The following is a 14272-nucleotide window of genomic DNA, read 5'->3' as shown; positions in this document are numbered from 1 at the left end:
ACCGTGCCGCGCGGGGTGAGCGCTAGCGGGAATCGGACCTCGCGCCCGGCTGCAGCAGTCCGAGGGACTCGACGGCGTCGAAGGCGGGTGCCCGGACCGCGTAACGGGTGATGCCCCAGCGCTTCTCGTGGCGCTCGATCGCGGACTGGATCTCGGCGATCGTGCCGACCAGGACGAACGGCACCTCCAGGAGATCATTTACGGACATGCCCAGTTCCTCGGCGTGCGCGGCGGCGACCGCTTCGGCGTCGTCGGTGACCTCCACCACCTGAACCAGCGCCTCCAGTTCCGGCCCGGTGTCACGGCCGGTCGCGCCGGACCGCACCGCCTCAACCTGAGCGTCGATCTGGTCGAGGCGCCAGCGGGCGTCATGCCGGTGGCCGTCCGGCAGGGTGCGGCCGAAACCGGTCAGGCCGACGATGTCGGCGTGTGCGCCCGCCCAGCGCAGCATCCGGGTGTTGGCGGTGCCCAGCAGTAGGGGGACGTGCTCCTGGACCGGCCGGGGTTTGTCGAGGCTGGCGTCGAACAGGCGCAGGTGCGGGGTGTCGGCGGTGACGGTCTGCCCGTCGAGCAGGCCCCGGACCGCTTCCGCCACGGCCAGGCAGCGGCCGACCCGGCCGGCGACGTCCGGGCGGTCCAGGCCGACGGCCCGCCACTCGGCCGGGGTGTGGCCGGCGCCGAGGCCGAGGTGGGCGCGCCCGCCGGACACCACGTCGAGGGTGGCCACGTCGGCGGCGAGCAGCAGCGGCTCGCGGACTCCGGCGTTGGCGACGTACGCCCCGAGCCGGATCTGGCTGGTCACGGCGGCCGCGGCGGCGAGGGCCACGTACGGGGCGGCGCAGGAGCCGGGATGGTCGGCGGCCTGCAGCGTGCCGAATCCGGCGGTCTCGGCCCTGCGGGCCAGTTCCAGCCAGGACGCGGCGTCGGTGGGCTGCGCCTGAAGCGCGAACGTGGTCACCTGACGAGCGTGTCATCGGCCCGGCCCGGAACCCAGCAATTCTGCGGCAGGCAGAGGGTGTTCGATCGACTACCGTCAGCAGGCTTTCGGGAGTTCGAGTCGCATCTGGGGTTCGAACTCCTGGAAGGTTCCCTTGTCGGTCTTCTTCGCGCGGTACATCGCCACGTCGGCTTCCTCCAGCAGGCGTTCGGCGGTGCGGCCGCCGCTGTAGGCGATGCCGACGCTGGCGCGGGTGGTCACGGTGCGGCCGGCTATGTCGTACGGGTGGGCTATCGAGTCGATCATCCGCTGGGCTATCTCGCGGGCCTGGCCGGGGTGGGTCAGCGGGTCCAGGAGAACGGCGAACTCGTCGCCGCCGAGGCGGGCCGCCATGTCGGTGTCGCGGACGGCGGCGCGGAGGCGGCCGGCCACCGCGCGCAGCAGGTCGTCGCCGGCGGCGTGGCCGAGGGTGTCGTTGACCTGCTTGAACAGGTCCAGGTCCAGGTAGAGCAGGGCCGCCGCGGCCGGGGACGGGTCGGCGGCCAGGGTGTCCTCGACCTGTTGCAGGAACAGGCCCCGGGTGGGCAGGCGGGTCAGCGGGTCGTGGTGGGCCTCGTGTACGGCGGCGAGGGTGTGTGCGCCGGTCAGGGCCAAGCTGGCCTGTTCGGCGAAGGCGTCGAGGACGTCCTGGCGTTCGGAGTCGGCCATGCCGCCGACGATGACGAGGGAACCGGCCACCGTACCGTCGACGTGAACCGGCGCTGAGCAGGCGGCGCCGGTCGAAAAGCCGCTCAACGGGCCGGTCAGCAGCTCGGCGTCGCACGGGCGGCCGCTCATCGAGGCCACCGTGCCCCGCAGCACCAGGGCGACGGTGACGTCCTCCAGCAGCGACGCCGCACCGGACGTGATCATCTGCAGCACCTCGTCGAGCGGGGTCCGCTGGTTGGCGTGCCGTTGCACCCGCAGCAGCGTCTCCAGCAGGCGTTCGCGGCGTTCCAGGGCCTGTCGCAGACCGCGTTCGGCCTCCAGGGTGCGCAGTCCCCGGAACGCCAGTCCCAGGACCCGGGCCATGCCCTGGAGCATCTGCCGTTCCTCGGCCGTGAACGGCTCGTCGTCCCGGGCGACGATCAGCCGTTCCGCCGAGTCCCGGTCCAGGAGTTGCACGGTCAGATGCCGGGAACCGAGGTGGGCGGTACCGGGGTGCAGGCCGGTGAAGACCGCCGGGTCGGCGTTGCGGCCGAGGCCGATGGCGGCGGGCACCGTGTCGTCGCACACCACGGCCGCCACTTCGGCGTCGGTGGCTTCGGCGGCGCGCTGGACGGCGAGCCGGGCGGCGCTGCCGATCGACCCGGAGCGGGTGATGGCGCTGAAGAACTCGGTGAGTTGCAGCGTGGACCAGCCGGACATGGGTCAGCTGACGGCTAGGGCGACGACGGTCAGGTGATGCATGCCCTTGGCCTGCGGCCGGCGGACGATCTCCCCGTTGGTGTAGAAGCCGCCGTAGGGCAGCGAACCGAGCTGTTCGCGCAGACGGGACACGGCCAGGTCGATGCCGTCGTCACCGAGCGCGAGCGGCCGTACGCAGCAATCGAAGACCAGGACCCCCAGCGGCGCCGCGCCGTCCAGGGACGTGATGGCCGCGGACGCCGCGGTGGCGGTGGCGTCGACGACCGCGTCGCGGTCGGCTTCCATGAACCAGACCATCGCGCCTTCCGGGGTGTCGGCCAGGCCGGAGATGGACCGGGCGGCGGGGTCGGCGGCGAAGATGATGCGGATGTCCTCGCCGCTGCGGCGGGCCAGGCCGAGGGGACGCACGGTCGCGAAGTTCAGGAACGCGCCGGGGTCGCCGGCCAGGTCCGCGGACCCGCCGGTGCGGCGCAGGTAGACGTCGAGGGCCGGTTCGCCGTCGAGTTCGAGGATGGTGCCGGACTCACTGCGGGTGACGACCATCGGGTCGCCGGTCTTGTGCCAGCCGTGTTCGATGCCGACACCGAACGGATTCGGCCCGCCGAGCGCGGCGCCCAGGACCGCGTTCGGCATCACCTGAACACCGGTGCCGTCGCTGAAGAACGCGTAGGTCCCGGTCTGGGTGACGTTGTCGCCCGCGCAGCCGCCGACCAGCGGCACCGCGGCGCCGGCGACCGTGTAGGCGCCGCGCACCATCTCCTGCTGGTCACTGCTGCGCCCGTCACCGAGCAGCAGCACGACCTGGTGGTCACCGTCGATGTCGTCGAGGCAGGAGGCCGCCGTGACACCTGCTTCGTACAGGTCGGTGACGGTGTGCGGGACCGCTCGCACCGCCGCCGAGAACCCGCCGAGCGCCTGGACGACCACTCCGGCGCCACGCCCGTCCGCGGTGAACTCCCCCGACGTCGAGCAGCCGATCATCAGCACGTCACCACCGGCTTCGGCGTGCACCGCCTCGGCCATCGCCAGGGTGGCGTGCGACAGCGACGCGAAGACGATCAGCAGTCCGGCCCGGCGACCGCCGACGGCTTCCCGGCAGGCTTTCGCGCCGGCTTCGGCCGGGTCCTCGGCCAGGCTGCGCCCGACTCCGAACCATCGTTCTGCGGGCGCGCCCATGTCCACTCCTTCGCCGTCGGCACGCCTGCACGCGCCGTCCGGACCAGATGATCGGCGGTCCAGATCGAATTCTTAGATCAATTGCCTCTGGTACGGACGTCGACAGTCCCGTGGCGGTCACGCGAGGTGGGCGGGACACCGGGCCGACGAGCGTCCGCCGGGCCGAATGCGGCCCAAGACGCTTGACGAATCGATTGTTATCGTTAACATACAGGAAATAGAGCTGTCTCGATTTCCCCGTCGAGGCGGTCCCGCCGCGCACCGCTTCCCCGAGCGGAGAACGCGCATCCCCAGCGGAGGCGACACCTCATGAGAGTTCGTAAGCTGCTGCTCGCCGGCTTGGCCGGCATCCTCGCCCTCACCGCCCCCGGCGTCGCGCACGCCGCCGCCTACCCCGGCCCGGGTGCCGTGACCGGCTCGACGAACGTGCACGACCCGTCCGTGGTCAAGCGCCCGGCCGGTGGCTACCTGCTCGCCCACACCGGTGACGGCATCACCCTGAAGACGTCCGCCGACCGGACCGCCTTCGCCGACGCCGGGAAGGCGTTCCCGAACGGCACCTCGTGGGCCAATGCCTACACCAACAACGGCGCCAACCTGTGGGCGCCCGACGTCTCGTACCGCAACGGCAAGTACTGGCTGTACTACTCGGCCTCCACGTTCGGCTCCAGCAAGTCGGCGATCTTCCTGGCCACCAGCACCACCGGCACGTCCGGCAGCTGGACCCACATCGGCAAGGTGATCGAGTCGACCACGTCGAGCAACTGGAACGCCATCGACCCGAACCTCACGGTCACCTCGTCCGGCGAGTGGTGGCTGACGTTCGGCTCGTTCTGGTCCGGCATCAAGATGGTCAAACTGAACGCGAGCACCGGGCTGCGCGCCGACTCCACGCTCTACAACATCGCCGAGCGGTTCGTGAACAGCAAGTCGGTGGAGGCGCCGGTCATCCACTACCGCAACGGCTACTACTACCTGTTCATGTCGTTCGACTTCTGCTGTCAGGGCGCGTCCAGCACGTACCGCACGATGGTGGCCCGGTCGACGAGCATCACCGGACCGTACCGGGACCGGGCCGGCACCTACACCACCGCCGGCGGCGGCACCGAGATCCTCGCCACGCACGACGCGATCTACGGCCCCGGCCACCCGGCGGTCTTCACCGACACCGACGCCGACGTGCTGGTCTACCACTACTACAACGCATCCGGCACCGCGAAACTCGGCATCAACCTGCTGGGCTGGGATTCCTCAGCCTGGCCGTACGTCTACTGACGGCCCCGGCAGGGCGCTCCGGCGCCCTGCCCCGGCGGGCCCTGCCGCTCCGGGCCCTGTCGCGCCGGCGCTCTACCGGGTGCGGGCCAGCCAGCGGTTCGGGTCGCGGCGGACCCGGTCGACGGCGTGCAGGGCCGCGCCGATCGCCGCCGCGTCCGGGCCCAGCGGTGCCGGACGCACCTGCACCGGGGACCAGCGGGCGGTCAGCACCCGGGACCGGATCTCCCGCTCGATGCCCTCGGTCAGCCAGGACGCCAGCAGCGAGTACCCGCCGCCGAGCAGCACGGTGTCGACCTCGGCCAGGTTGAGCAGCGCGGACAGCGCCACCCCGAGCGCGGTACCGGCCCGGTCAAGCGCTTGGATCACCCGTGGCGCCCCGGCGGTCACCAGTTCGTCGATCGCCACGGCCGGGGCCGCACCGGTGTCGTCGCCACCGGCCGCGATCAGGATCTCCCGCAGTCCGGCGTAACCCTGCAGACAGCCGGTCGCCCCGCACGCGCAGGACCGTCCACCGGCGGCGACCGTCACATGCCCCAGATAACCACGGGACCCGCGCTGCGGCGCACCGTCGAGCACGATCCCGGCGCCGATGTCGAACTCGCCGCTCACACAGACGAAGTCCCGCAGTTCGGGCGGGCCCGCGTACAACTCGCCGAGAGTCGCCAGCGCGGCGTCGTTACCGACCGACACCGGCGCGGCGATCAGCTCCCCGAGAACCGCTCCGGCGTCGACGTCACGCCAGCCCAGAGCGGGCGCGAACCGGACGAGCGTCTCCCGCTCCACCGGACCGGGCACCGCGAGGGTCGCCCCCACGACGGTCAGGTCCTCGGCGGCGGCCGCCGCGATCGCCCGCTCCGCCATCCCGGCCAGAGCCCGCAACGTCCCCACCGGACTCCCCACCGGACTCCCCAGCGAACTCCCCAGCGGCGAGCCGGAGACCGACAACCCGGAAGGCGACGGACCGGAAGGCGGTGAGACAGAGGCCCGCGCGACAGAGGCCCGCGGGACAGAGGCCGGCGGGACAGGCGGCGGGACCGTGGGATGTGGCAGGAAGTCCAGGTGGCGGACGGTTCCGGACAGGTCGACCACGCACGCGGAGAGGGCACCGGCCCGGATGTCCAGGCCCAGGCCGGCCGGGCCGGTGCGGGCCAGGCTGAGGCCCACCCGGGGACGGCCGCTGTTCCCGGAACGAGCCGGTGCGGCCTCCACGATCAGGCCCGCGGCCAGCAACTCGTCGACGATGCGGGAGATGGTCGGGCGGGTCAGGCCGGTGGCCGTGGACAACTCGCTGCGGGAGATCGGGGCACGACGGGAACCGGCGATCTGCCGGAACGTCAGGATCAGATTGTGGGCGCGCAGACCGTCCTGACGGATCGGGCTGTCCGTCGCGGGCGCGACCCGGTGCACCGGGCGGGTCATGAGGCCGTTTCGGCGGCGTACGCGTCGGCCCGCTCGGTGCCCACCGGACCGTCGGCGACCACGGTGACGATCCGCCGGGCCACCGTGGCACCGGGTGCCAGCAGCAGCGGCTCGTCCCAGGCCAGCGCGGAACCGAACCCCAGGTAGTCACGGGTGCGCGCGAACCACGGGTCGGCCCGGGTCTCGGCACCGACCGGGATGAACACCAGCGACCAGCCGTCCCCGAGGACCGTCAGCCAGCCGGCGCGCCGCCCGTGGACCGTTTCGGGACCCGTACCCCACCGGGTCTTGATCTGGCAGTGACCGGAAGGTGCCCGCCAGAAGAACCCACCGTAACCGGCACCGGTCCGGCCGTGCGCGGCCGGACTGCGCACCGGCAGCGTCTCCCCCGTGGTGTTGGTGAGGGCGAAGCCGAAGTCCAGGGCCCATGCGCCGGGACCGGCCGGACGGCAGGACAGGTCACGGCGTTCAGCGAGCAGCGGCCGTCCGTCGATGGTCACCCAGCGCAACGTGTGACTGAGGTGCGTGTCGGTGCGGCGCAGCCAGCGCACATGCTCCTGCGAGCCCTGATTGTCGAGCCAGGCCGGGCCGTGACCGGGGATGAACGTGCGGCCGCCCCAGAAGTTGGCCCCGTCCACCTCGGCGACGGCGACACTGACGCCCAGGTGGTGGCGGTGGGACAGCGGCATCAGGTCGGTGACGGTGAGGCCGCCGAGGGTGCGGACCGGATGCAGGTACGGGCGGGGCGACAGTGCGACGGGCAGTTCCGGGCGCCACACGTACTCCGCGACCGGGTGGCCGCCGAGACGCAGGACTGCTGGGGCGTCACCGGTCACGGCGGCCTCCGGGCTGGTCGGGCGACATCTGAGCAGGATAGTCATCGACTACGGTCAGACGCGGGGCCGCCAGCCGCCCCGATGGCTTGCGATCGTGCACCGCCGGGCCCGTGCCGGGTCGAGTTCGGGACGGCCGGACCCGGGGGTCATGGCTCCTCCGGCGTGATGTCGAGGGGACCGAAGTCCGCGAAACCGTCCGGGCCGACGGCGAACAGACCGAGGGTCGCGCCGACCCAGAGGCCGGAGGTGGCGGTGAACGGCGGGCCGCACAACCGCCGTTCACCGCCGATCTCCGCGGCGAACCGGACCACCGCCGAACCGGTCACGGCCACGCTGAGCCGCACCGGCGTATCGGCGGGGACCGTGACCGGGTCCGCCACGTCCTGTTCCGCGTCGCCGTCGGCGGCGCGGCAGATCAGATGGGTGCCGTCGGGCCGGTTCTCCAGACCGATCCAGGCGTAGGTACGGCCGAGCAGCACCAGCCCGGCCCGCGCGCCCACTCCGGCGCGCAACGTCAGCTCGACCTCGGCCCGCGTCCGGGGTCCGCTCAGCCGCTGCCCGAGCACGTTGCGGACGGCCCGCAGGTCGGTGCCGTCCTTCGCCAGACAGGCGAGCCGCAACCCGGCACCGGGACGGTCGAGCAGCCACCCGGGTTCCGGATTGGCCGGCCAACTCCACGGCGATCCGGCTGCGCGGCGTGCCCCGGAAACTGCGGGGGCGGGAAGCGGGTCGCGGTGGGACGGCACTGGTGAGCCGTCGGCGCCGAGCACCGGCCAGCCGTCAGCGCCCCAGCGCATCGGTTGCAGGTGGACGATCCGGCCGAAGGCGCCCCGGTCCTGGAAGTGCAGGAACCAGCTCTCGCCCGCTTCGGTCTCCACCCAGGCGCCCTGATGCGGGCCGTTGACCTCGGTGTCGCCCTGGGCGAGGACGATCCGGGGCTCGTACGGGCCGAACACGTGCCGGGACCGCATCGCGTACTGCCAGCCGTTCGTCACTCCTCCGCCGGGGGCGAAGATCCAGTACCAGCCGTCGCGGCGGTACCACTTGGGCCCTTCGAGGGTCCGGCAACCGTCGATGGTGTCACCGTCGACGACGACCGTGCCCGCGTCCAGGGGGCGGGTGAGATCGGCCGTCATCCGGTGAGCGGTCAGCCGGTTGTTGAAGCCGCACCGGCTGCGGGCCCAGGCGTGCACCAGATAGGTGTCACCGTCGTCGTCCCACAGCGGGCACGGGTCGATGAGCCCGCGGCCGGGCAGGATGAGCCGCGGTTCGCTCCACGGCCCGGCCGGATCGTCCGCGGTGGTCACGAAGATGCCGAGGTCCGGGTCGGGGTAGCAGATCCAGAACCGCCCGTCGTGGTGCCGCAGAGCCGGGGCCCACACGCCGCAGCCGGGCCGGGGCATGTCGTACCGGTCCGGTAGCCGGGCCAGCGCGTACCCGGTGAGCCGCCAGTCGACCAGATCGGTGGAGTGCAGCAGCGGCAGTCCCGGCACCCGGTTGAAGCTGGAAGCGGTCATCCAGTAGTCCCTGCCCACCCGTACGACATCGGGGTCGGAGAAGTCCGCGAAGAGAACCGGGTTGCGATAGGTCATCCGGACGTCCTTGCGGTCGCGGCGGCGATCGTCTCGGGGGTAGCCGGGCCGTCGGCGATGATGATCCGCAGTTCCCGGGCGAAGACCTCACCGGCCGCGATCGTCAGCGGGCTGTCCCAGGCGATGGCTGCGCAGACCCCGGCGTAGTCGTCGGAACGGACGAACCAGGGGTCGGTGGCCGGGCCGGCCAGGAAGATCAGCGTCCAGGGTGGATGACCGCCGCTGAGGACGATCCAGGGGTCCCGGCTGCCGTGCACGTCGTGGTCGGAGTCTCCGCCGAAGGCCCGCACCCCGGCCGGCCCGGCGGGCGCCCGCCAGAAGAAGCCGCCGTAACCGGCTCCGGCCCGGCCGTTCGCTCCGGGGCTGGCGATGGTCAGGGCATCGCCGGTGGCGCTGGTCAGCGCGAACGCGACGTGCAGCACCCAGGCGTCCAGGGAGAGCTGTTCGACGGCCAGCACCCGGTGTTCGTGGGCCAGGGCCCGGCCGTCCCGGGCGGTCCACAGCAGCTCCTGCTCGACCCGGTCGTCGGCGCGGTGCAGCCAGCGCTGGTGACCCTGCCGGCCGTGGTTGTCCAGGTGGGTCGAGCCGCGGCCGGGGATCCAGGTGCGGCCGCCCCAGAAGTTGGCCGTGTTCAGGGTGGGGACGGCGATGCTGGCGCCGAGGTGGTGCCGGTGGTCGTCGGGCATGAAGCCGGTGACGGTGGTGCCGGCCAGGGTGGTCACCGGGTGCAGGTAGGGCCGGGGCGAGACGGTGGCGGGTAGCTGCGGGTCCCAGACGTAGCGGGCCACGACACGGCCCGCACAGCGCAGGTCGTGCGCCTGAACGGTCGGCATGTGCGGCAAGCTACCGACGCCAAGGCATTTACGTCAACCTCTGTAACAAACTTACATTTCCTGCGAATGTCCAGCTGGGTGAGCTGTTGACATGGACTCCACTCGATAGATAAAACACTGAAACAAATCGATGGACGGATCGGGAGGACCAGATGGTCAACCATGTCCCTAGACGCCAGGCACTCAAGCTGGCCGGTCTCGCGGGGCTCGCCGCCACCCTGCCCGCCTGTGGGCGCGGCTTCGGCGGCAAAGGCGGCGACGACGGGAAGACCGAGATCAACATGGTGTGGTGGGGTGACGCCCAGCGCGCCGAACTCACCCAGAAGTCACTCGACCTGTTCCAGAGCGCCAACCCGGGTGTCCGGGTCCGCACCGAATATCAGGACAGCAGCCCGTACAAGGACAAACTCGCCGCCCGGTTCGCCGCCGGTGACCCGCCGGACCTCCTCGCCATGCGCTTCGACAGCCTCCGCGAGTACGCCGACCGCGGCAGCCTGCTCGACCTCACCGCCCAGTCCGGCGCCCTGGACCTGACCGGGCTCACCCCGCAGGCCGCCGCGCTCGGCCAGGTCGGGCCGCAGTCATTCGGCGTGCCGTCGGGGCTCAACACCATCGGTTTCGTCGTCGACAAGGCGCTCACCGACAAGTACGGCGTGGCCATCCCGGACGGCGACACCTGGAGCTGGGAACAGTTCGGTGATTTCGCCGCCCAGATCTCCAAGGCGAGCGACAACAAGGTGTACGGATCCAACTTCGAACCGTGGACGGTCGCCAACCTGCTGGTCTTCGCCCGTCAGCGCGGTGAGGACTTCTTCACCGCCGACGGAAAGCTGGGCGCCACCGCGGCCACCGTCACCGCCTGGTTCCAGCTCACCCTCGACCTGCGCGCCCGGGGTGCCTTCCCGCCGGCCGGGTTCATCGACCAGAACAACGGCGCCTCCCCGGCCCAGTCCTACCTGGCGAAGAAGTCGATCGCCTCGCAGATCATCCCGACCAACAACCTGCTCGGCTACAACCAGACCTGCGGCGGCACCCTGGAACTGCTGCGCATCCCCGGCGAATCCGGGGCACCGCGGCGCGGGCAGTCCATCGACACTCCGGCGCTCTGGTCGATCGCGGCCGTCTCGAAGCACCCGAAGGAGACTCTCGCTCTCCTGAACTTCCTGATCAACGACGCGGAGGCGGCGAAGGTGGCCGGCACCACCCGTGGAGTGCCGCCGAACCGGGCCATCGCCGAGCAGATCGCGCCGGCGCTGGAGGCCGACAACAAGCGGTCCGCCGACTTCCTGGCCAGACTCCAGAACGAGAAGCTGCCGCCGTCGTACCCGTACCCGCTGGGCGCCAGCAAGCTCACCAACATCCTCAAGACGCTCAGCACCGAGGTCGAGTTCGGGCGCACCACCGCCAAACAAGCCGGCGACCAGTTCGTCACCGAGGCCCGCAAAGCGATCACCTGATGACCGCTGCGGTGCGCCAGGACCGGGCCGGTTACCTGTTCCTGCTGCCCTGGTTCGCCGGGACGCTTTTCATGATCGCCCCGTTCTTCGCGTCGCTCTATCTGGCGTTCACCGACTACGACCTGCTCACCCCGCCGCGCTGGGCCGGGCTGGCGAACTTCCGGGAGATGCTCGGCGATACGACCCTGCACCAGTCGCTGAAGGTCACGGTCGTCTACACGGTGGTGTCGGTGCCGATGTCCCTGATCGTGGCCCTGGCCGTCGCGATGGTGCTCGACCGTGGGGTGCGCGGCCTGGCGATCTACCGGAGTGTCTACTACCTGCCGTCGTTGCTGGGCGGCAGCGTCGCGATCGTCATGCTCTGGCGGTACATCTTCGCCTACGACGGCATCGTCAACGATTTCCTGGCCTGGTTCGGGATTCAGGGGCCGGGATGGGCGAGCGATCCGCGGTACGCACTGAGCACGCTGATCCTGCTGCACGTGTGGACGTTCGGCTCGCCGATGGTGATCTTCCTGGCCGGGCTGCGGCAGATCCCGGCGATGTATTACGAGGCCGCCTCGATGGACGGCGCCTCGCCGTGGCGGCAGTTCCGGGCGATCACGGTGCCGCTGCTCAGCCCGATCATCTTCTTCAACCTGGTGCAGTCGCTGATCGCGTCCTTTCAGACCTTCACCCAGGGGTACGTGATCAGCAACGGCACCGGCGGTCCCGGTCAGGCGACGCTGTTCTACAACCTCTACCTGTATCAGAAGGGGTTCGCCGAGTTCGACATGGGTTATGCGTCGTCGATGGCGTGGCTGCTCCTGATGATCATCGCTGGATTCACCGCGATCAACTTCCTCGCCGCCCGTTACTGGGTCTTCTACGACAACTGACGGGGCTTCGATGTCGCTGATGCTCGATAAAACCGCTGAGTCACGGCCAGCCGTAGCTCAGGTGTCTAATGCGGGGCCGCGCCGCCCACGGTTCGGCAGACACCTGGCACTGTGCCTGGTGGGGCTGATCATGATGTACCCGCTGCTGTGGCTGATCTCCAGCTCCTTCAAGCCCAGCAACAGCGTCTTCACCGACGAGTCGCTGTGGCCGTCGGTGTGGGAGTTCGGCAACTACGCGCGCGGCTGGACGTCCCTACGGGAGTCGTTCGAGATCTACCTGGTCAACTCCCTGGTGATCGTGGTCCTCAGCATCATCGGCAATCTGCTGTCCTGCTCGCTGGCCGCGTTCGCGTTCGCCCGCCTGCGTTTCCACGGCCGCAAGCTGTTCTTCGCCATGATGCTCGGCACGATGATGCTGCCCGGTCACGTCCTGGTCGTGCCGCAGTACGTGCTCTTCGACAAACTGGGCTGGCTCAACACGTACTATCCGCTGCTGGTTCCGCATTTCCTCGCGACCAACGGGTTCTACATCTTCCTGATGGTCCAGTTCATGCGGTCGCTGCCGACCGAACTCGACGACGCGGCCCGCATCGACGGCTGTGGCCCGTTCGGCATCTTCTGGCGGATCGTCCTGCCGCTGTGCCGGCCGGCGTTCGCCACCACCGCGATCTTCACCTTCATCTCGGTGTGGAACGAGTTCTTCGGCCCGCTGCTCTACCTCACCGACCCGGAGCTCTACACGGTGCCGCTGGCACTCCGGCAGTTCATGGACTCCGAGGGCCAGAGCATGTGGGGCGAGATGTTCGCCATGTCGTTCGTGTCGCTGGCCCCGGTCATCGGCTTCTTCATCGCCGGACAGAAACACCTCGTGAAAGGCATCGCCACCACCGGATTGCGATAGACCCGGGCCAACGGGAACACCGAGAACCGCATTCTCAGCCGGCGCCGCCCTTCCCCGGACGGCTGCCACGACCGCCGATCCCCCGGCGGTCGCCACGACCGCCGATCCCGGCGGCCGGCACCACCGCCGCCGATCCCCCGGCGGTGTCCCCCACGGAAGGATCCCCATCATGCGAAGGCTCTTCGCAGTCCTGCTCCTGACCTCGGCGGTGATAGCCGGGTCCACCCCGTCGCCGGCCGCCGCCGCACCCTCGGCCGGAGTCACCTACCAGCTGAAAGTCACCAAGAGCGGCATGTGCCTGGACGTCCCCGCCGCGTCCACCGCGAACGGCGCCCTGCTCCAGCAGTGGGGATGCACCACCGGCTCCACCTGGCAACAGTTCACCCTCGTCGCCTCCGGCTCGGCCTACCTGATCAAAAACGTCAACAGCGGCAAATGCGTCGACGTCCCCGACTGGTCCACCACCTCCGGCACTCAACTCCAGCAATACACATGCGTATCCAGTCAAGCCAACCAACAATGGACACTCGTAGCGAGTGGCACCAACACCTACCAACTCGTCAACAACAACAGCGGCCTCTGCATCTCCGACAAAGACGCCTCCACCACCTCAGGCGGCGCGATCATCCAGGAGACCTGCACCGCCAACACCAACAAGCAGTGGGCGTTCGTCACCGGCAGCACTGCCGCGGCGACCGTCGCCTCCGACGGCACCGGCCAGTACACCACCGTGCAGGCCGCGATCGACGCCGTCCCGGCGAACAACACCACCCGGCGCACCATCACCATCAAGGCGGGCACCTACCGGGAGATCGTCACGATCCCGTCGAACAAGCCGTACGTCACGCTGCAGGGTCTCGGCTCGTCGGCGAGCCAGACGGTGATCGTCAACAACCACAGTTCAGCCGGTGGTTACGGCACGTCGGGCAGTGCCACCGTCTTCGTGAACGGCGCGAACTTCGCCGCCACCAACCTGACCCTGTCCAACGACTACGGCGAAGGCAGTCAGGCGGTGGCCGCGAACCTCAACGGCGACCGGTCGGTCTTCGACAACGTGCGGTTCCTCGGTGCCCAGGACACCCTGCTGGTCAACAACTACCGGCACTACGTCAGGAACAGCTACGTCGAAGGCACCGTCGACTTCATCTTCGGCAGCGGCACCGCGGTCTTCAACAACACGGCGATCTACCAGAAACGCAGTACCGGCGGCCCGATCACGGCGGCCAAGACCGATGCCGCCACCGCATACGGCTTCCTCTTCTACAAGTGCGCGGTGACCGGCGCGACCAGCAACACCACCCAGCTGGGCCGCCCGTGGGGCGCCGACGCGCAGGTGCTCTATCGGGAGACCAGTCTGAGCGCCACGATCGCGACCGCGCAGCCGTGGACCGACATGTCGTCCAACTCGTGGAAGAACGCCCGCTTCTTCGAATACAAGAACACCGGCTCCGGCGCCACCCAGAACAGCAACCGGCCGCAGATGAGCGATGCGACGGCCGCCAGTCACACCCCGCAGAGATATCTCGCGGGCTCCGACGGCTGGAATCCGGTGGGCTGACCG

At 70.1% G+C, this 14272-nt stretch carries 12 protein-coding genes; 5 read left to right on the top strand and 7 right to left on the bottom strand.

Annotated features, from left to right (window positions below; all coding sequences use genetic code 11):
* Positions 1–22: 22 nt before the first annotated feature.
* From BLU81_RS44765 to BLU81_RS44755, 3 genes are all read right to left on the bottom strand, one after another.
* Positions 23–958 carry a TIGR03621 family F420-dependent LLM class oxidoreductase gene (locus BLU81_RS44765; RefSeq protein WP_092555481.1) on the bottom strand — a complete coding sequence of 312 codons (936 nt, stop codon included), beginning with the start codon at positions 956–958 and terminating at the stop codon, positions 23–25.
* Between the two features lie 75 nt (positions 959–1033).
* Positions 1034–2344, bottom strand: a complete 1311-nt coding sequence (locus BLU81_RS44760; RefSeq protein WP_092555479.1) for a GGDEF domain-containing protein — start codon at positions 2342–2344, stop codon at positions 1034–1036.
* A 3-nt stretch (positions 2345–2347) separates the two neighbouring features.
* Complete coding sequence (locus BLU81_RS44755; protein ID WP_092555477.1) at positions 2348–3520, bottom strand: FIST signal transduction protein; 1173 nt, start codon at positions 3518–3520, stop codon at positions 2348–2350.
* A gap of 309 nt (positions 3521–3829) precedes the next feature.
* On the opposite strand from BLU81_RS44755, the gene BLU81_RS44750 reads away from it, so the two are divergent.
* Positions 3830–4795 carry an arabinan endo-1,5-alpha-L-arabinosidase gene (locus BLU81_RS44750; protein WP_092555475.1) on the top strand — a complete coding sequence of 322 codons (966 nt, stop codon included), beginning with the start codon at positions 3830–3832 and terminating at the stop codon, positions 4793–4795.
* Positions 4796–4867: 72 nt separating this feature from the next.
* Here the strand turns inward: BLU81_RS44750 and BLU81_RS44745 are convergent, their stop codons facing one another.
* The 4 genes from BLU81_RS44745 to BLU81_RS44730 form a co-directional block, all read right to left on the bottom strand.
* On the bottom strand, positions 4868–6214 hold the full coding sequence (locus BLU81_RS44745) for an ROK family transcriptional regulator (RefSeq protein WP_092555473.1): 1347 nt from the start codon (positions 6212–6214) through the stop codon (positions 4868–4870).
* Entirely contained in the window at positions 6211–7050 is an 840-nt protein-coding gene (locus BLU81_RS44740) for a DUF6807 domain-containing protein (RefSeq protein ID WP_092555471.1), read from the bottom strand. Before BLU81_RS44740 ends, BLU81_RS44745 begins: the two co-directional genes overlap by 4 nt.
* Positions 7051–7196: 146 nt before the next feature.
* The gene (locus tag BLU81_RS44735) at positions 7197–8642 is read right to left on the bottom strand and encodes a glycoside hydrolase family 43 protein (protein ID WP_092555469.1); all 1446 of its coding nucleotides are present in this window, start codon (positions 8640–8642) and stop codon (positions 7197–7199) included.
* Positions 8639–9475 carry a DUF6807 domain-containing protein gene (locus BLU81_RS44730; protein ID WP_092555467.1) on the bottom strand — a complete coding sequence of 279 codons (837 nt, stop codon included), beginning with the start codon at positions 9473–9475 and terminating at the stop codon, positions 8639–8641. Before BLU81_RS44730 ends, BLU81_RS44735 begins: the two co-directional genes overlap by 4 nt.
* A 152-nt stretch (positions 9476–9627) precedes the next feature.
* Between BLU81_RS44730 and BLU81_RS44725 the strand changes: the two genes are divergently transcribed.
* From BLU81_RS44725 to BLU81_RS44710, 4 genes are all read left to right on the top strand, one after another.
* Entirely contained in the window at positions 9628–10932 is a 1305-nt protein-coding gene (locus BLU81_RS44725) for an ABC transporter substrate-binding protein (protein ID WP_092555465.1), read from the top strand.
* Positions 10932–11810 carry a carbohydrate ABC transporter permease gene (locus tag BLU81_RS44720; RefSeq protein ID WP_092555463.1) on the top strand — a complete coding sequence of 293 codons (879 nt, stop codon included), beginning with the start codon at positions 10932–10934 and terminating at the stop codon, positions 11808–11810. Before BLU81_RS44725 ends, BLU81_RS44720 begins: the two co-directional genes overlap by 1 nt.
* A 118-nt stretch (positions 11811–11928) precedes the next feature.
* Entirely contained in the window at positions 11929–12711 is a 783-nt protein-coding gene (locus BLU81_RS44715) for a carbohydrate ABC transporter permease (protein ID WP_231953828.1), read from the top strand.
* Positions 12712–12880: 169 nt separating this feature from the next.
* Entirely contained in the window at positions 12881–14269 is a 1389-nt protein-coding gene (locus tag BLU81_RS44710) for a pectinesterase family protein (RefSeq protein ID WP_092555459.1), read from the top strand.
* The last annotated feature ends 3 nt before the right edge of the window (positions 14270–14272 follow it).

It is taken from the genome of Actinoplanes derwentensis (genome assembly GCF_900104725.1).
GTDB classification, from domain to species: Bacteria; Actinomycetota; Actinomycetes; order Mycobacteriales; family Micromonosporaceae; genus Actinoplanes; species Actinoplanes derwentensis.
The sequence above is the reverse complement of the archived record's forward strand: the minus strand, read 5'-3'. Positions and strand labels throughout refer to the sequence as shown.

Coding starts and splice junctions, on each gene's coding strand:
- BLU81_RS44745 (WP_092555473.1), bottom strand. CDS start 6,214: ATGACCCGCCCGGTGCACCGGGTCGCGCCCGCGACGGACAGCCCGATC.
- BLU81_RS44750 (WP_092555475.1), top strand. CDS start 3,830: ATGAGAGTTCGTAAGCTGCTGCTCGCCGGCTTGGCCGGCATCCTCGCC.
- BLU81_RS44720 (WP_092555463.1), top strand. CDS start 10,932: ATGACCGCTGCGGTGCGCCAGGACCGGGCCGGTTACCTGTTCCTGCTG.
- BLU81_RS44755 (WP_092555477.1), bottom strand. CDS start 3,520: ATGGGCGCGCCCGCAGAACGATGGTTCGGAGTCGGGCGCAGCCTGGCC.
- BLU81_RS44710 (WP_092555459.1), top strand. CDS start 12,881: ATGCGAAGGCTCTTCGCAGTCCTGCTCCTGACCTCGGCGGTGATAGCC.
- BLU81_RS44725 (WP_092555465.1), top strand. CDS start 9,628: ATGGTCAACCATGTCCCTAGACGCCAGGCACTCAAGCTGGCCGGTCTC.
- BLU81_RS44760 (WP_092555479.1), bottom strand. CDS start 2,344: ATGTCCGGCTGGTCCACGCTGCAACTCACCGAGTTCTTCAGCGCCATC.
- BLU81_RS44730 (WP_092555467.1), bottom strand. CDS start 9,475: ATGCCGACCGTTCAGGCGCACGACCTGCGCTGTGCGGGCCGTGTCGTG.
- BLU81_RS44735 (WP_092555469.1), bottom strand. CDS start 8,642: ATGACCTATCGCAACCCGGTTCTCTTCGCGGACTTCTCCGACCCCGAT.